This is a genomic window from Halobacterium sp. MBLA0001, assembly GCF_049705385.1.
GTDB classification, from domain to species: domain Archaea; phylum Halobacteriota; class Halobacteria; order Halobacteriales; family Halobacteriaceae; genus Halobacterium; species Halobacterium salinarum.
This window is the reverse complement of sequence record NZ_JBNAMQ010000007.1, coordinates 870952-885546: the sequence shown is the minus strand read 5'-3', so window position 1 is coordinate 885546 and position 14595 is coordinate 870952. Positions and strand designations below refer to the sequence as shown.

Sequence of the window (14595 nt, the reverse complement as noted above, 5' to 3'; positions counted from 1 at the left end):
AGACGTATGACCGACGCCGCAGCAGTCATCGAGCGCGTGCGCCAGCGCGTCGATCCGACGCCCGCCGAGCGGCGCGCGCTCGCGGCGGCTGCCAGCCGGCTCACCGAGCGCGCCGAGGCCGCGATCGCGGAGCTACCCGTGGCCGCCGACGTGGTACAGGTCGGCAGCACCGCCCGTGGCACGTGGGTTGCGGGGGACCGAGACATCGACCTGTTCGTGCGGTTCCCCAGCGACCTTCCCCGCGAACAGCTAGAGACCTACGGCACGACCGTGGGCGCGGCGGTGCTGCCGGACGGCCACGAGGAGTACGCCGAACACCCCTACGTGACCGGGACGTTCGAGGGCTACGCGGTGGATCTGGTGCCGTGTTACGACGTGGCGGCGGCCACCGAGATCAAGTCCGCGGTGGATCGGACGCCGTTCCACACCACCTACCTCCAGGAGCACCTCGACGACGGCCTCGCCGCCGACGTGCGGCTGTGCAAGCAGTTCCTGAAAGGGATCGGCGTGTACGGCAGCGACCTCCGCACGCAGGGGTTCTCGGGGTATCTCTGCGAGCTGCTGGTCGTCGAATACGGTGGCTTCGAGGCGATGCTGGCGGCCATCGAGGACTGGCAGCCGCCCGTGGTGATCGACCCCGCGGCCCACCAGCAGGCGTCGTTCGACGATCCGCTGGTGGTCGTGGACCCCACCGATCCGGAGCGCAACGTCGCCGCCGTCGTGTCGGCAGCGAACGTCGCCACCGTCCAGCACCACGCCCGCCGGTTCCGCGCCACCCCCAGCGAGGACGCGTTCACGCCGGCGTCCCCGGCTCCCCTGGATGCGGCGGCGCTGCGCTCGCACATCGACCGCCGCGACACGACCCCGCTGGCGGTGGTGTTGGACGCCCCGGACGTGGTCGCCGACCAGCTCTACCCGCAGCTCTATCGGTCCCGTGATGGGGTCGTGCGCGGGCTCCGCGAGCACGGCTTCGACGTGGTGCGGGCGGCCGCGTGGGCCGACGAGCGCGCGGTGGTGTTCGTGGAGCTTGCGAGCGCCGAGCTGCCGGCCGTTGAGCGCCACGTCGGCCCGCCGGTCTCCGTGGGCACCCACGCCGAGCGGTTCTACGAAACGTACGCCGACGATGACGGCGTCTACGGGCCGTTCGTCGACGACGACGGGCGGTACGTCGTGGAGCGCGACCGGGACGTGCGGACCGCCGGTGGGTTCGCGCGCACCGAACTGGGGACGGTCGCGCTGGGCGCGCGGATCGAGTCCCGGGTGGCCAGCGGCGACTACGACGTGTACGTCGGCGATGCCGTTGTGGAGGCGTTGCTGCCGGAGTTCGAGAGTGAGCTGGCGGCCTACGTCGACCCGAAGGCCTGATGCGTGTCCCGAACACGCTCGAAGAGGTCGCGCACGCTGTCACTGACGTCGTCTTCGGGCTCGGTAGGGTCCCGCCCGTCGAAGGTTTCGTGGACCGTGCTGACGCCGTCGGCGAGCGTGTCGAGGCTGTACCCGCCTTCGAGGACGAACGCCAGCGGGGCGTCCGTCCGGGCGCTGATGCGGCGCACACGGTCGGTGAGCATCGCGTACCCCTCCGTCGAGAGGTGGAGGCGTGAGATCGGGTCGTGGTGGTGGGCATCGAAGCCCGCGCTCACCACGAACAGATCCGGGTCGAACGCCCGGATCGCGGGCGCGATGAAGTCGTCGACGGCGGCCGCGTAGTCGGCGTCCCCGGCCCCGGTCGGGAACGGGAGGTTCAGCGTCGTGCCCGCGCCGTCGCAGTCACCGGTCTGTGCGACCGACCCGGTGCCCGGGTAGAGGCCGTCCTCGTGGATGGACGTGTAGAAGACGTCACCGCGGTCGTAGAAGATGTCCTGGGTGCCGTTGCCGTGGTGGACGTCCCAGTCGAAGATCGCGACCCGATCCAGCCCGTGGGCGTCGAGGGCGTGCTGGGCGGCGACGGCGGCGTTGTTCACGAAGCAAAACCCCATTGCGTCGTCGGTGATCGCGTGGTGGCCGGGCGGCCGTCCCAGCGAGAACGGCGTGTCGCGGCCGTCAGCGCCGTCCAGGGCGGCGTCTATGGCGTCCATCGCGAGGCCTGCGCTGGCGCGGATGGCCGGCCACGTGGACTCGGTGGCGGCGGTGTCGGGATCCCAGCTGCCGCCGCCGCGCTCGCAGAACGACCGCACCTCGGTCGCGTAGTCGGGATCGTGGACGGCCGTGATGTCCGATAAGTCGGCGTCCGGGGCGTCCTCGTAGGTGACGCCGTGGCGCTTCTGGAGGCCACGCTTGATCGCCCGGAGGCGGTCGGGGCTCTCGGGATGCCGCACCCCCGGGTCGTGTTCGAGACACGCCTCGCTGAATCCGAATCTCATTCCACGAGCGTGACGTACGTCTGTATGTCTTCGGCTTGGACGGTGCGGCGGCCGGCGTGCTCGGCGAGCACCGCTGCGCCGTCAGCGATGTCGGCGGCGTACGCCTCGAGCACGCCCGCGAGCGCGACGCGTGCGTCCTCGGACACCCGGAACCGGTCGTCGATCTCCAGGCGGGCGATGCGGTCGACGGGGGCAACTGGGAGTGCGAGGTCGCCGCGGCGGTCCGGTGCCGTGTCGTCGCGCGGGCCCACGATCCCCTCGAAGTCGGACGCCATCAGGGTTTTTCGGCCGTCCTCGCGTGCGGCGGCGGCTGCGTCCACGGCGAGGATCGCCCCATGACGCTGGATGCGGCGCGCGAGTTCCTCGGCCGCGCCAGCGCTCACTCGCAAGTCACCCGCGTGCCCCCGGATGAGTGAATCCACCGGGGCGAACGGGAGTTCGACGCTCATGCGTCACATCGTGGCGCTCGCACGCTTAATTGTTTCCGTTACCTCGACGCGAGTCACGACTCCGTGACGTCGTCGGCGTGTAGCCGGCCGTCGTCGAGCGAGCCGCGGACGGTGACCTCCTGGCCGAGAGTCACGTCGGCGTCGGTGGTGACACTCATCGTCTCCTCGCCGTCGTCCAGAATCAGCGGGTCCTGGGCCTGCACGACGACGCCGGTGAACTCCACGGGCGTGTCGCTGTGTGGAGTCTGTGTGTCGGCCGCGTCGTCGGTGGCGGCGGGCTCGTCGTCGCTGTCGGCACCGAACGCCGCCAGCCCGCGGTCGGGGCCGTCGCTGCCGGCGGCGGCGTCGTCCTGGGTGCTGTCCGACAGCGGGATCACCGACGCCTGCCAGCCGGCCGACGCCTCGATGTCGTCCTGCCAGCCGTCCTGGATCTCCACGTCGAGGGCCGCCACTTCGTCACCCGGGCCGATGTCCAGATCCGCCTTCTCGCCCCACAACGCAACCCGAATGTCGCCGGTGTCGTCCTGCAGGCGGACGTTGCGTACCTGGCCCTCGCTGCCGTCGTCGCGGTCGAACGTGCGCGTGGGGTCGACCGACCGAACGACGCCCGCGATGTCCGCGGTGTCGTCCTGTTCGAGGCTGTCGATGGACGTGGTGTCCGGAACGAACGACACGTCGGCGTCCGGGACCGGCGTGACCGCGCCGGTGTCCCCGACGTGGAGTTCGAGGCTGCCCTCCCGCTCGCGGACGTATCCGTCCACGATCTCGACGACGGCCCCGGCGTCGAGATCCGTCGCGGTGTCGGCCTGGTCGTCCCACAGGGTCACTCGCACTCGGCCGGTCTCGTCGCCCACCACGAGATTCGACACACGACCCTCGCTGCCGTCGTCACGGTCGAACGTCCGGACGGCCTCGGTGTCCAGGACCTCCCCGACGAGGGTCACGTCCGAAACCCCCAACGAGAGGTCGGCGGCGTCGTATTCGTCCTGGATCTGGACGTCGATCTGCTCGTCGGCGTCGAGTTCGACCTCGTCGGCGCTGACCTCCAGGCCGTTGTAGCCGTCCGTCGGCCGCCCCTTGATGCGGAGCACGTCCCCGGGGGCGAGGTCGTCGGCGGCCGCGGTGGCCTGTTCGTCCCACAGCGAGACCCGGACGTCGTCCGTTTCGTCGGCCACCGTGACGTTCACCACCCGCCCCTCGGCGGCCGCATCGTCGTCGTCGGCGTCCTCGCGGTCGAACGTGCGGACGTCACCCACGCGGGTGACTTTCGCGATGAACTTCACCTCGTCCATCTCGGAGTCGATGTCCGCGACGCCGTTCACCTCGCCGTCGTCGATCTCGTGGGCGATGAGCATCGCCGCCGTCTCCTCGTCGGCGAGCCCCCCCATCTGTTCGACCTTCGACTCGACGGCCTCCCGGAACTCCTCGATAGACACGTCGGTGTCGAGGTCAGCGTACACGTCCTCAATCGCGCCCATTGTCGGTTCAGGCCAAGGCGACGGCCACCATAAGCGTTTACGGTGTCTCGATGAGTGCAGCGCGTGCGCTCGCCCACCACCATGAAAACGACTGTCATCGGGCGGCACGATCGTAACCGCTTTACGTAGCCCCGGGCTACACCTGAGTGAGTCCGGATAGGGTAGTGGACTATCCTCTTGGCTTGCGGAGCCAGGGACCGGCGTTCAAATCGCCGTCCGGACGTTCTCACAGTTCTCACCCGGCGAGCGCCGGCTGTGCGCTGTCGGCGTGATCGGCCGTGGGCGCGGCGCTTTTTCCACGTGGCCGCCAACGCAGCAGTATGGATGCGCCACTGCGTGCCGGGGTCGCCGTCTACAACGCCGGCCACCACCGGGCGGCCCGCGACGCCCTGGCGGACGGCTGGTTGGCTCGTTGCCGGGACGACGACGCCGAGCGCCACTGCACAGCAGCCCTACGGGCGTTCGCCGCCGCGGTCGTTGCGGCCCACGATCACGACCCACAGGCGGTGCGCGCGCACTGCCGGCGCGCCCGCGAACAGTTCGCGTGCTGCCCTGAGGATGCGGGCGTCGACGTCGGGGCAGCGGACGCGGCGCTCGACGCGCTCGCCGACGACCCGGACCGCGTCACCGACGCTGGGGTACCGCCGCTGGTCGTGTCTGGGACCGCGATCACGCCGTCCGCGCTCGGCCCACCGGCGGCCGTGGAGGCCGCGGTGGTGCTGGCCGACGCCGCCGGCTACCAAGCGGACGAGTTCAAGGCCGGCGTAGAGTACGCACGCGAGGAGCTTGCCGACGGCGATTACGGCGCCATCACGGGGTTGCTGTGTGACTTCGCGGCGGACGCCGACCACCGAGCGATGATCGCGACGCGACTCCGACAACACGTCCGCCGGAAGCAACGCCGGGAGGCGGACGTCGCCGGACTGTTCGACTGATCTCAGACGGCGTGGACGGCGATCACAGCCGCAACGCCGAGCACGACGATGCCGACGGCGCGAACCACCCACTGCATCCAGCCGGGGATCAGTTCGGTGCCGCCCGCGGGGCTGTCGTGTCTGCGCCGCCGGGTCGACCCGAGGAACACCGACAGGCGTGCCACCGTCGTCGGGGCGGCAACCATCGCAACGCCGAGCACACCCCCGAGGACGACGGCGAGCAGCTCGCGGAGGCCGGCACCACTGTCACCGACGATCTCGATCACAGCGCTACGAACGGAGGCGCTGGATGCGCTTCTCCGTTGGCGGGTGCGTCGATACGAGTTTCTGGAGGACGCTCGTGTCCGGGCTGGAGATGCACAGCGCGCTCACCTGCTGGTCGAGCCCGTCGTCGTTGCGCTGGCCGCGCTGGCGCCGCCCGCGCCCGCGGGAGGTGCGCTGGCGCTGCTGTTGGGCGGCCTGCTCGTTGCCCTGGCTGATCTTTTCGAGGGCGCGCGCGAGGGGTTCGCCGGTCCCGATGGCGCGGCGCGCGTCCGCGTCGGCGACGTACTCGCGGTAGCGACTGATCGCGAGCACGAACAGCGTCACGAGGAACTGCACGAGGTTCCCCACGACGATCGCGAGGAAGAAGTCCGCGAGGTCGTTGTCGCCGGAGAACAACACGATGTACTGGGCGACGATCCCGACGATCGACGCGATGCCCTGCCCGAGCTGCATGGTCACCACGTCGCGGTTGGCGATGTGCGAGAGTTCGTGGGCGAGCACGCCGTCGAGCTCCTCGTGTTCGAGGATGTCGATGAGCTCACGCGACACCACGACGGTGCCGTTGCCCTTTCGGCCGACGGCGAACGCGTTGGGGACGCCCATGTTCGCGACTTTGAGCGTCGGTTTCTTGATCCCCATGTCGCGTGACAGCGACTCCACGCGGCGGTGGATCCGGGGGAACTCCTGTTCGTCCATGTCCTCGGCGCCGACGCTGCGCAGCGCCATCCACTTCCCGACTTTGTACTGGACGCCAACGAGCACCACGCTCCCCACGATGGCGATCGCGAGGATGGTCTGGTTCTGACCGAAGAAAAACCACGCGGCAGCGATCGCGACCGAGTAGAACGCAAAGAGGATGGTGCCGACGATGGCCATCCGTATCTTGAGGCCGGTATTTCTCATACGAGCCACACTAGTTCGTCATGGCATATAAATCCAGTTGGGGATAGTGAGCCACACAGAGAGAGTTGGGGAGTCGAGATCTCAGGAGGGAGTAGTTCAATGCGCACAGAAAGAACTAGAGTACGGCAGTCAAATACACCGATGAGCCGCCAAATGGCGACGACCCACCGACACGCCGTGTATGGCTACGAAACGGCGATGCGAAAACCAGTGCTAATCTCCGTTTTGTTTAACGGCCTCAGCTGCCGCCGGAGAGTTTCTCGTCGCCGTCCCACTCGGCGGAGTTGTCACGGGGCTCGTAGCCGAGCGCGTCTTTGGCACGCGCCAGCGAGTAGTATTTGCGGTCGTTGTCCGAGATGCCGTAGACCACCTCGTAGTCGTAGTCCGCGCTGAGACAGCGATCAATGAGGTGCGCGCAGTCCCGGGGGGACAGCCACATCGCTTGGCCGCGCTCGTAGTCGATGGGCGGGTGGCCCGCGGTGAGGTTGCCGATGCGAACGGCGGCGAACGTGAGGCCGTGCTCGTCGTGGTAATACCGGCCGAGCGTTTCGCCGGCGGCCTTCGAGACGCCGTAGAGGTTCCCCGGACGGGGGCGTTCGGTGCCGTCCAACCGGAAGTCGTCGTCGCTGCGGTAGAGGTCGGGTTTGCGGTCCGTCTCGTAGTGGCCGACGGCGTGGTTCGAGGACGCGAACACGACGCGGTCGACACCAGCGGCCAGGGCGGCGTCGAGGACCGTCCGCGTGCCGTCGATGTTGTTCCGCAACACGCTCTCCCAGGGGGCTTCGGGGCGGGGGTCGCCGGCCAGGTGGACGATCGCGCCCACGTCGCTGGCGGCCTCACGCACCGCTGTTTCGTCGGTGATGTCGGCCACCACGAACTCGTGGTCGGGGTCGTCGGTGGGCGGCTCGCGGTCGAACAGCCGCCACGTGTAGTCGTCGCCGATGCCGCCGAGGATGGCTTGCCCGACGCGCCCGGAAGCGCCCGTGAGGAGGACCGGCTCGTCCATTCGAGTAGTCATCCGCCCGACTGGGGCATCAATGGTACGGTTCGGTCCGTCGGGCCGGATGCCAACAGTGCTTAGGCGTGGCCGCCCCCAGCCGGGGTATGGCGACTGACGCTCAGCAAGCCTGTTTCGAGGCCGGAATCAAGTTCGGCGCGCTCTACCACCAGTTCGCGGGCACGCCGGTGAGTCCGGCGAGCGCGCCGAGCCTGGAGACCGCGATCGAGGAATCAATCCGGAACCAGCCGTTCTGCGAGGGCGTCGCCGTCGACATCAAGACCGAACGCTTGGACGTCGAACACGGGTACACGGAGCTCACGGGCGAGTACATGGACGTCGAGTTGCGCATCGACTACGAGGGCACGACGGTCGCCGCGGAAATGGCGATGGACGACGGGTATCCGTTGATGCGGCTGGCGGAGATCGACCCGTAGCGCGGGCGTGCTTTTAACCCAGCGGCGGCCGAACGCCGGGAGTATGAGCCAGTCATCGCTGGACGACGACGAACTGTTCGGGGAGGCCGCCGAGGAGATGCGGGCCGAGGTGGAAGGCCACATCGAGGCCGCCCGGGACGCGCTTCCGGACGACGACGCCCTCTGGGAAGTCGACGACGGGGGCAACACGCTCGGGGTGCTGAACACGCTCAAAACGGCGCTCAACACCGAGGAGGTGGCGTCCCACGTGCGCGACGCGAAGAAGGCGTTCGTGATCGGGCAGCGCGCGGACGCGTTCGACGGCGACGACCTCGCCGACGACTTGGCGGCCATCGAGGACGTGCTTGCGGACCTCGAAGCCGCCAGCGAGCACGCGGGCGCGCTGGCGGAGACGCTGCCGGAGCTGCGAGGCGCGCTTCCCGACGAGTAACCACGCGCCGGTTATCGGTGTGGCAGTGGGGCGGTCGTGTCGCGGTCCGCGACGGCCGCGAGCAGGGCACACAGCGACTCGGTCGCGGCGTCCAGCAGCGCCGCCCCGCGATCCGCGTCGCCCGCACGGGGGTCGCCGACAACGCCGTTGTCGGTGAACGCCGCGGCGTCGGCGGCGAGGTTGGCGTGTGACACCCACTCCCCCCAGGCGTCGGCGCCGTCCTCGGCGGCCGCCTGGACGCGGTCCTCGCGGATCAACTCGGGGTCGGTGTGCCTGAGAAACGCCGTCTCCAGGGGGCCGGCGTGGCCCATGTCGCTGCTGTGGTCGCCGACGGCGTCGAACCACGTGAACGGCACCGCGTACGCGTCGTCCTGGCGCGTGATCGTGGCACAGACTTCGCCCAGCGCGGCGGTGTTGCCGCCATGCCCGTTGACCACGACGACGCGATCCCAGCCGTGGCTCGCGAGGCTCCCCACCACGTCACGAACGGTGGCGCGGAACGTGTCCGGGGCCACCCACAGCGTCCCTGTGAACTGGCGGTGTTCCGCCGACACCCCCACGGTGATCGGCGGCGCAACGATCACCTCGCCGTCCGAGTAGGCGTCCGCGCCGGCCGCCGCGACCGCGTGAGCGGTGATGTGATCGGTGCCCAGCGGCGCGTGTGGGCCGTGCTGTTCCGTGCTGCCGACGGGCAGCACCGCGAGATCCGTGTCGACGCCGTCGGCGTCCGTCCAGGTTGCGTCTGCGAGCCGCATACGCGACGGCACGCGCCCCCGGCGCTTGTAGGCTGCCATCCACCGGCTAGTCGTCGTCCTGGTCGTCGACGGTCGCCTGGCGTTTGGCCGCGCGCTCGATGAACTCGTCGGGCAGCTCGTCGATCTCGCCGGCCTGCACCCCCCAGAGGTTCGCGTACAACCCCTCGTCGCCGAGCAGGTCGGCGTGGGTTCCGCGCTCGACGATCTCGCCGTCCTCCAGGACGACGATCTGGTCGGCGTCCTTGATCGTGGACAGCCGGTGGGCGATCGAGAACGTCGTGCGGTCCTCCGTGAGGCGGTCGAGGCTGCGCTGGATGAGCATCTCCGTCTCCGTGTCCACGTCGCTGGTGGCCTCGTCGAGCACGAGGATCTCGGGGTCTTTGAGGATGGCCCGCGCGATGTCGATGCGCTGGCGCTGCCCCCCCGAGAGCTTCACGCCGCGCTCCCCGACCTCGGTGTCGTAGCCGTCCGGGAGGTTCTGGATGAACTCGTGGGCTTCCGCGGCCTTCGCGGCGTCCACGACGGCCTCGCGGTCGGCGTCGAAGGTGCCGTACGTGATGTTCTCCTCGACGGTGCCGTAGAACAGGAACGTGTCCTGGCTGACGTAGCCGACGTGCCGGCGCAGGCTGGGCAGCGTCACCCCGGAGATGTCCTGGCCATCGACACGGACCGCGCCCGCATCGACGTCGTACATCCGCAACAGGAGTTTCAGTACCGTGGATTTCCCCGCGCCCGTCGGGCCAACGAGCGCCAGCGTGTCCCCGCCGTCAACCTGGAAGTCGATGTGCTCGACGATGGCGTCGTCGTCGTCGTAGCCGAAGCTCACGTCGTCGTAGACGACGCCGCCGTCGTCAACGACGAGCTCGTCGGCGTCCGGGTTCTCCTCGATGCGGGAGGGCTCGTTCATCAGCCCGAAGATGCGCTCGCTGGACGCGCGCGCCCGCTGATACATGTTGATGATCTGGCCGAACTGCGCCATCGGCCAGATGAACTGCTGGCTGAGCAGGATGAACGTCACGAACTCCCCGGGGTCGAGCGTTCCGGAGAAGAACATCGGCGGGCCGGTGGCGACCCAGATGCCGCCGATCACGAACGTCAACACGAACCCCACGCCGGAGATGATGCGCAGCGCCGGGAAGAACTTGATGCGGATGGTGATCGCCCCCCAGTTGGCGTCGAAATACCCCTGTGAAACGTCATCAACGCGGTCCGACTCGTAGCGCTCGGTGTTCGACGTCTTGATCACTTGGATCCCGCCGAGGTTGTTCTCCAGCCGGGAGTTCAGATGCCCGACTGACGACCGCACGTCGGCGTACTTCGGCTGGATGGCGTTCACGAACCGGTAGGTGAACAGCGCGATGATGGGCACCGGCAACATCGTGAGAACGGCGAGTTGCCAGTTCACGACGAAGAGGTAGACGCCGATCGCCAGCACCATCACGGACAGCCGGAACGCCGAGTTCAAGCCGTCGTTGAGGAATCGCTCCAAGCGGTTCACGTCGTTCGAGAGGATGGACATCATCTCGCCGGTCTGCTTGGTGGCGAAGAAATCCATGTTCAGGCGCTGCATCTTGTCGTAGGTGTCGGTCCGAACGCGGTGCTGGATGTGCTGGCTGAACGAGTTGAACCCCCAGTTGCGGATCCAGTGGAACGCCGCCCCCAACAGGAACGACCCCGCGATCAGTCCCCCCATGAACAACAGCCGGTCGGGCTTGCTGCTAGGCACGACCGACTGCGGGAGGAACGGCAGAAACGCCTTGTTCCCCTGGATGACGGAGTCGATGGCCAACCCGAGCAACACGGGCGGCGCGAGATCCAACACGCGCGCAAACACCGACGCCAGAACGGCGACAACTGCCTGAAAGCTGTGATCGCGCCCGTACTCGTCGAACAACTGCACCATGGCGTTGTCGACGTCCGCGCGCTGCTCCTCGAAGGGATCGTCGTCACCCTCGTTGTCCGGTGCAGTACTCATGTTCCTGACCGAACGTGAGCCCCCGGCAAAAACGTTTCCTACGAATCGAAACACGCCGGTTGATTGGTTACTCGCCGGCCGCAGGGATCCGCACCCGATCCCCAACCGAGACGTTGTGCGCGGCCGTCCAGTTGAGCGACACCTCAAGCACCCACTTGCCGTGCCCCTCGTAGCGGGTCAACGGCCCGTCGCCGTCGGGGACCGTCGCGTGATGGATGCTCGTGATGTTGCGGTCGGCCCCCACGTAGATGATGTCGATCGGGAACGCCATCGACCGCATCACGTACGCGCGGCTGCCGGCCCGCTCGTGCACGAACAACATCCCCTCGTCGGCCGACAGCGACTCCCGAGTGCTGAGCCCGGTGTAGCGCTCGCCGCGCGTCGCTGCGACCGCGACCGCGACGCTGCCGTGTTCGACACCCGTGTCCGCGTCGACGACGGTGACCGTCGGCGCATCTCCGGGCTCCGGGGTCGATGGGGGATCCTGGGCGGCCATCGGCGACCCACCACAGCCAGCAACGACGACGAACACAGCGACAACAAGGGCGGTCCACCTCATGCCGACGTGTACGCCAGCGGCGGCTTTGGTCGTTGCGGCGAAAGGAAACCGTTTTTGCGACCGAACGGCACGATACGGGTACGGGTTCGTGGTCTAGTTGGTCATGACGCGGCCTTTACAAGGCCGAGGTCGGTGGTTCGAATCCGCCCGAACCCACTCGTCTGCTGCAACGAACAAGCGTGGGAAGCGAGGGCGGTTCGGACCCTGGAAGACGAACGACGTGAGTCTTCATCTGGTTCGAATCCCCCTCTCTCGCCCGCTAGTGGGCTTTCACCAAGTACTGCCGGAGGTAGTCCTCACGGAACATATCCAGCCTTCCCAGCCACCAAACTCCATCACCAGTCTCGGCTCAACCTCACGCTCATACAACAACGTCTCCCCGGTTCTCGATGTCGACGGTCGTTCCACTGCTGGCCGACTGGGCCACGTGCTGGCTGTCGAAACGGCTACGCAATGCGTGCACGTCCGGATTCTGCTGGGCGGTCACTCTACACTAGCCAGGAGTCAGTCACGACAGAACGGAGGGCAGCAGAACCGCTGGGAAAGCCCACATGGATGGGTGTTCGATAGCGATACCGCGGGGATGGCGGCCTACAGTTCCTGGCCGGTCGGGCGGATCAGGAGTTCGTTGACGTCCACGCGCTGTGGCTGGCTCGTCGCGTAGACGATGCCGCGCGCGATGTCATCGGGGTGCAGCATGGGCAGGTCCATCTCCGCGAAGCGTTCGAGGACTTGCTCGTCGGGCACGTGCGTGGAGAGTTCGGTGTCGACAGCCCCCGGTTCGATGATGGTGGTGCGGATGTCCTGGCTGGTGAGCTCCTGGCGGATCGCGTCGGTGAACGCGTTCACGCCGAACTTGGTGGCGTTGTAGCCGCTGGAGTCGGCGTCGGCCTGCCGGCCGGCGACCGAGGAGACGTTGACGACGTGGCCGGCGTCCTGGTCTTGCATGATCGGGACGACGGCGTGGGTGAGGTTCATGAGCCCGAGCAGGTTGACCTCCACCATCTGGCGGAGGTTCGAGCGGTCGGCCCGCTCCAGGGGTTCGAGCAGCATGACGCCGGCGTTGTTGACGAGGATGTCGATGCGGCCGTACTCGTCGACGGTCTCCGAAACGAGGTCGTCGATGGCGGCGTCGTCGGTGATGTCCGTGGGGACGACGAGCGCGTCACCGTCGGTGTCCTCGATGCGGTCGGCGAGCGCCGCCAGTTCGTCGGCGCGGCGGGCTGCGAGGACGACGTGAGCGCCCTCCGCGGCGAGTGCTTCGGCGGTGGCCTCGCCGATGCCCGAGGACGCGCCCGTGACGATTGCGACGTCACCGGCGAGTTCGTGGTTGTGTGCGGACTGCGCGTCTGTTGGGTCTGAGTCGGCTTCCATCACGTCGTCGTACGTGGTGCAACCACGAGCGTGCTGTGTTTACCAGTACGGGGGTTTATATACGGATGGCGTGTGTGGTGGGCAGGCCAGCAGTGGCGTGCACGTCACGGAGCATGCATCGGCCGGGCGTGCTCGGGGCCGACGGTTTCGCCGATGAGCTGGCGTTCCGCGCGGCGCAACAGGTCCGACGCCGCGGCGGCCGACACACCCAGCTCGGCGGCGAGCTCGCGGGTCGAGCATTGCCGCGGCGAGTCGTAGTATCCACGGGCGAACGCCGTCCGGATGGCGCGATACTGTTTGTCCGTGAGGCCGAACTGGTCGCGCTCGCCGGGGTGTTCGGGGTCGGATGCGATGGCCACCAGCTCGAACGGGATGTCGTTGACCGCACACCGGTCGCGGAGCGTGGCCAGCGCGTCGTAGTCCGAGAACACCTTCTGTTCGTGGATGCCGTCGGCGGTCACGGTGGCCTCCAAGGCGACCCCTTCGAACTCTGCCGGATCGTGGGAGGCAACCAGCCCCGTGGTGTCGGCGACGATGATCCGATAGAACCAGCCGTCGGCGGTCGCGCCGATCTCGGAGACGCTGGTGACCTGTGGGTGCGCGCGCGCCTCGTCTTCGAAGGCCGCCTGTGAGTCAGCAGCGACACGGATCGTGAACAGCAGCCGCCCGTCGTCGAGCGGGACGGAGTTCGAAATCGAGAGTTCCCCGCTGGGGATCGCGTCCGCGACGCTGACCAGTGGCAGGTCGGGATCTGCGAGCAGGATCTCAGCGACGATAGCCATGGGGCTGTCTCAGGATTCACGTCGGATAAACGAGCCGGCCCCAGGCCGGACTGTGGTCGCCGTTCTACAGCGTCCGGACGACTTGCGTGTCGTTCCCACTGGTGTAGGCAACAACACTCGCGTTCTCGCCGCAGCCAGTGAGTCGGTTGCCCACCGAAGTGACGTTCTCGTCGTACCCTTTGTCGCTGCAGTAGATGCCTTCGGTGTTGTCACCGAGTTTGGTGAGGGTGACATCGTAGGAGCCGTTGTCGAGCTGTTCGGCTGTGACGCCGGCTTGCGCGTTGCTCTGGAGGTTTCAGTCACCGAATCCAAGCACTGCGGTCGCGATGACCGCCGCGAGGATCACGGTGATAGCTACCATCAGAATCACGCCGATGACCGGCGACACAGCGCGTTCGTCCGCGTCCGTGTCGAAGAGGCTGAGGTCTGTCATTTGTGAACCCTGCCACGCCAACCACCGCTGGAACGATCTCCCCCGGAGGGTTCGCGTCACGCTGGTCGCTGCGTGTGGCTACGGACGGCTACATACCGGACGTACTTAAACCCACCTGACGGGTAGACCCCGACGATACCCGCTATGACGTGTGGCAACGACAAACCAGCCGGACGGCACGTCGACGGACAGTGAACAAAAGTACCGGGGGAAAATGTAGGCCGACCAAAATACGGCGGCTCCGGGGGGGTGACAGCGCCGCGATTCGAAACCCTTTTTTCTGCACCCGGCATCAGTACGGACACGAGCCGCCTTAGCTCAGACTGGGAGAGCACTCGACTGAAGATCGAGCTGTCCCTGGTTCAAATCCGGGAGGCGGCATCATACTCACGGTTCAAATGCCCACGGAGCGGTGCGTGGGCGACCCCCTCGGATTCCCTCACGACCAATTCGTTAAACTCGAC

The 14595-nt window shown here is 67.7% G+C and carries 16 protein-coding genes and 3 tRNA genes; 7 read left to right on the top strand and 12 right to left on the bottom strand.

Annotated features, from left to right (window positions below):
- Window positions 1-6 precede the first annotated feature (6 nt).
- On the top strand, window positions 7-1365 hold the full coding sequence (gene cca / locus ACOZ32_RS05735; RefSeq protein WP_010902052.1) for a CCA tRNA nucleotidyltransferase: 1359 nt from the start codon (window positions 7-9) through the stop codon (window positions 1363-1365).
- Here the strand turns inward: cca and ACOZ32_RS05730 are convergent.
- From ACOZ32_RS05730 to ACOZ32_RS05720, 3 genes are read right to left on the bottom strand one after another with little or no spacing between them, the layout of a single operon-like run.
- On the bottom strand, window positions 1344-2360 hold the full coding sequence (locus tag ACOZ32_RS05730; RefSeq protein WP_010902051.1) for a histone deacetylase family protein: 1017 nt from the start codon (window positions 2358-2360) through the stop codon (window positions 1344-1346). The two genes, cca and ACOZ32_RS05730, sit on opposite strands and share 22 nt — an antisense overlap.
- Window positions 2357-2809 carry a histone family protein gene (locus ACOZ32_RS05725; RefSeq protein ID WP_010902050.1) on the bottom strand — a complete coding sequence of 151 codons (453 nt, stop codon included), beginning with the start codon at window positions 2807-2809 and terminating at the stop codon, window positions 2357-2359. The genes ACOZ32_RS05730 and ACOZ32_RS05725 overlap by 4 nt, the downstream gene beginning before the upstream one ends.
- Window positions 2810-2862: 53 nt before the next feature.
- Window positions 2863-4287, bottom strand: coding sequence for a single-stranded DNA binding protein (locus ACOZ32_RS05720; RefSeq protein WP_010902049.1), 1425 nt, complete (start codon window positions 4285-4287; stop codon window positions 2863-2865).
- A gap of 150 nt (window positions 4288-4437) precedes the next feature.
- On the opposite strand from ACOZ32_RS05720, the gene ACOZ32_RS05715 reads away from it, so the two are divergent.
- Window positions 4438-4510 (top strand) — tRNA-Arg (locus ACOZ32_RS05715).
- Between the two features lie 97 nt (window positions 4511-4607).
- Window positions 4608-5222, top strand: coding sequence for a hypothetical protein (locus tag ACOZ32_RS05710; protein ID WP_010902048.1), 615 nt, complete (start codon window positions 4608-4610; stop codon window positions 5220-5222).
- A gap of 2 nt (window positions 5223-5224) precedes the next feature.
- Here the strand turns inward: ACOZ32_RS05710 and ACOZ32_RS05705 are convergent, their stop codons facing one another.
- The 3 genes from ACOZ32_RS05705 to azf all read right to left on the bottom strand — a co-directional run bounded on the left by ACOZ32_RS05705 (window position 5225) and on the right by azf (window position 7395).
- On the bottom strand, window positions 5225-5488 hold the full coding sequence (locus tag ACOZ32_RS05705) for a hypothetical protein (RefSeq protein WP_227970903.1): 264 nt from the start codon (window positions 5486-5488) through the stop codon (window positions 5225-5227).
- Between the two features lie 4 nt (window positions 5489-5492).
- Complete coding sequence (locus ACOZ32_RS05700; protein WP_010902046.1) at window positions 5493-6362, bottom strand: M48 family metallopeptidase; 870 nt, start codon at window positions 6360-6362, stop codon at window positions 5493-5495.
- 265 nt (window positions 6363-6627) lie between these two features.
- Entirely contained in the window at window positions 6628-7395 is a 768-nt protein-coding gene (gene azf, locus ACOZ32_RS05695) for an NAD-dependent glucose-6-phosphate dehydrogenase Azf (protein ID WP_012289099.1), read from the bottom strand.
- A 98-nt stretch (window positions 7396-7493) separates the two neighbouring features.
- Between azf and ACOZ32_RS05690 the strand changes: the two genes are divergently transcribed.
- Both ACOZ32_RS05690 and ACOZ32_RS05685 read left to right on the top strand, forming a co-directional pair.
- Window positions 7494-7823, top strand: coding sequence for a dihydroneopterin aldolase family protein (locus ACOZ32_RS05690; protein ID WP_010902044.1), 330 nt, complete (start codon window positions 7494-7496; stop codon window positions 7821-7823).
- A 43-nt stretch (window positions 7824-7866) separates the two neighbouring features.
- The gene (locus ACOZ32_RS05685; RefSeq protein ID WP_136361073.1) at window positions 7867-8253 is read left to right on the top strand and encodes a DUF5790 family protein; all 387 of its coding nucleotides are present in this window, start codon (window positions 7867-7869) and stop codon (window positions 8251-8253) included.
- An 11-nt stretch (window positions 8254-8264) separates the two neighbouring features.
- On the opposite strand, the gene ACOZ32_RS05680 is transcribed toward ACOZ32_RS05685, so the two are convergent.
- The 3 genes from ACOZ32_RS05680 to ACOZ32_RS05670 all read right to left on the bottom strand — a co-directional run bounded on the left by ACOZ32_RS05680 (window position 8265) and on the right by ACOZ32_RS05670 (window position 11542).
- Window positions 8265-9008 (bottom strand): creatininase family protein, encoded by a 744-nt coding sequence (locus ACOZ32_RS05680; RefSeq protein ID WP_136361072.1) that lies wholly within the window; start codon window positions 9006-9008, stop codon window positions 8265-8267.
- Between the two features lie 46 nt (window positions 9009-9054).
- The gene (locus ACOZ32_RS05675; protein ID WP_136361071.1) at window positions 9055-10983 is read right to left on the bottom strand and encodes an ABC transporter ATP-binding protein; all 1929 of its coding nucleotides are present in this window, start codon (window positions 10981-10983) and stop codon (window positions 9055-9057) included.
- A 67-nt stretch (window positions 10984-11050) separates the two neighbouring features.
- A complete protein-coding gene (locus ACOZ32_RS05670) occupies window positions 11051-11542 on the bottom strand; it encodes a DUF192 domain-containing protein (protein ID WP_244289010.1) in 492 nt (163 codons plus the stop codon).
- A gap of 82 nt (window positions 11543-11624) precedes the next feature.
- Here ACOZ32_RS05670 and ACOZ32_RS05665 point away from each other — a divergent pair.
- Window positions 11625-11698 (top strand) — tRNA-Val (locus ACOZ32_RS05665).
- A gap of 435 nt (window positions 11699-12133) precedes the next feature.
- On the opposite strand, the gene ACOZ32_RS05660 is transcribed toward ACOZ32_RS05665, so the two are convergent.
- The 3 genes from ACOZ32_RS05660 to ACOZ32_RS05650 form a co-directional block, all read right to left on the bottom strand.
- On the bottom strand, window positions 12134-12916 hold the full coding sequence (locus ACOZ32_RS05660; protein ID WP_136361070.1) for an SDR family NAD(P)-dependent oxidoreductase: 783 nt from the start codon (window positions 12914-12916) through the stop codon (window positions 12134-12136).
- 104 nt (window positions 12917-13020) lie between these two features.
- Entirely contained in the window at window positions 13021-13698 is a 678-nt protein-coding gene (locus ACOZ32_RS05655) for a helix-turn-helix domain-containing protein (RefSeq protein WP_136361069.1), read from the bottom strand.
- 295 nt (window positions 13699-13993) lie between these two features.
- Window positions 13994-14131 (bottom strand): archaellin/type IV pilin N-terminal domain-containing protein, encoded by a 138-nt coding sequence (locus tag ACOZ32_RS05650; protein ID WP_424335072.1) that lies wholly within the window; start codon window positions 14129-14131, stop codon window positions 13994-13996.
- A 307-nt stretch (window positions 14132-14438) separates the two neighbouring features.
- On the opposite strand from ACOZ32_RS05650, the gene ACOZ32_RS05645 reads away from it, so the two are divergent.
- Window positions 14439-14512, top strand: a tRNA-Phe gene (locus ACOZ32_RS05645).
- Window positions 14513-14595: the final 83 nt, after the last annotated feature.

What these genes read in the sequence shown, in the direction of transcription:
- cca (WP_010902052.1), top strand. Translation starts at nt 7, where the DNA reads ATGACCGACGCCGCAGCAGTCATCGAGCGCGTGCGCCAGCGCGTCGAT.
- ACOZ32_RS05730 (WP_010902051.1), bottom strand. Translation starts at nt 2,360, where the DNA reads ATGAGATTCGGATTCAGCGAGGCGTGTCTCGAACACGACCCGGGGGTG.
- ACOZ32_RS05725 (WP_010902050.1), bottom strand. Translation starts at nt 2,809, where the DNA reads ATGAGCGTCGAACTCCCGTTCGCCCCGGTGGATTCACTCATCCGGGGG.
- ACOZ32_RS05720 (WP_010902049.1), bottom strand. Translation starts at nt 4,287, where the DNA reads ATGGGCGCGATTGAGGACGTGTACGCTGACCTCGACACCGACGTGTCT.
- ACOZ32_RS05710 (WP_010902048.1), top strand. Translation starts at nt 4,608, where the DNA reads ATGGATGCGCCACTGCGTGCCGGGGTCGCCGTCTACAACGCCGGCCAC.
- ACOZ32_RS05700 (WP_010902046.1), bottom strand. Translation starts at nt 6,362, where the DNA reads ATGGCCATCGTCGGCACCATCCTCTTTGCGTTCTACTCGGTCGCGATC.
- azf (WP_012289099.1), bottom strand. Translation starts at nt 7,395, where the DNA reads ATGGACGAGCCGGTCCTCCTCACGGGCGCTTCCGGGCGCGTCGGGCAA.
- ACOZ32_RS05690 (WP_010902044.1), top strand. Translation starts at nt 7,494, where the DNA reads ATGGCGACTGACGCTCAGCAAGCCTGTTTCGAGGCCGGAATCAAGTTC.
- ACOZ32_RS05685 (WP_136361073.1), top strand. Translation starts at nt 7,867, where the DNA reads ATGAGCCAGTCATCGCTGGACGACGACGAACTGTTCGGGGAGGCCGCC.
- ACOZ32_RS05680 (WP_136361072.1), bottom strand. Translation starts at nt 9,008, where the DNA reads ATGCGGCTCGCAGACGCAACCTGGACGGACGCCGACGGCGTCGACACG.
- ACOZ32_RS05675 (WP_136361071.1), bottom strand. Translation starts at nt 10,983, where the DNA reads ATGAGTACTGCACCGGACAACGAGGGTGACGACGATCCCTTCGAGGAG.
- ACOZ32_RS05670 (WP_244289010.1), bottom strand. Translation starts at nt 11,542, where the DNA reads ATGAGGTGGACCGCCCTTGTTGTCGCTGTGTTCGTCGTCGTTGCTGGC.
- ACOZ32_RS05660 (WP_136361070.1), bottom strand. Translation starts at nt 12,916, where the DNA reads ATGGAAGCCGACTCAGACCCAACAGACGCGCAGTCCGCACACAACCAC.
- ACOZ32_RS05655 (WP_136361069.1), bottom strand. Translation starts at nt 13,698, where the DNA reads ATGGCTATCGTCGCTGAGATCCTGCTCGCAGATCCCGACCTGCCACTG.
- ACOZ32_RS05650 (WP_424335072.1), bottom strand. Translation starts at nt 14,131, where the DNA reads ATGACAGACCTCAGCCTCTTCGACACGGACGCGGACGAACGCGCTGTG.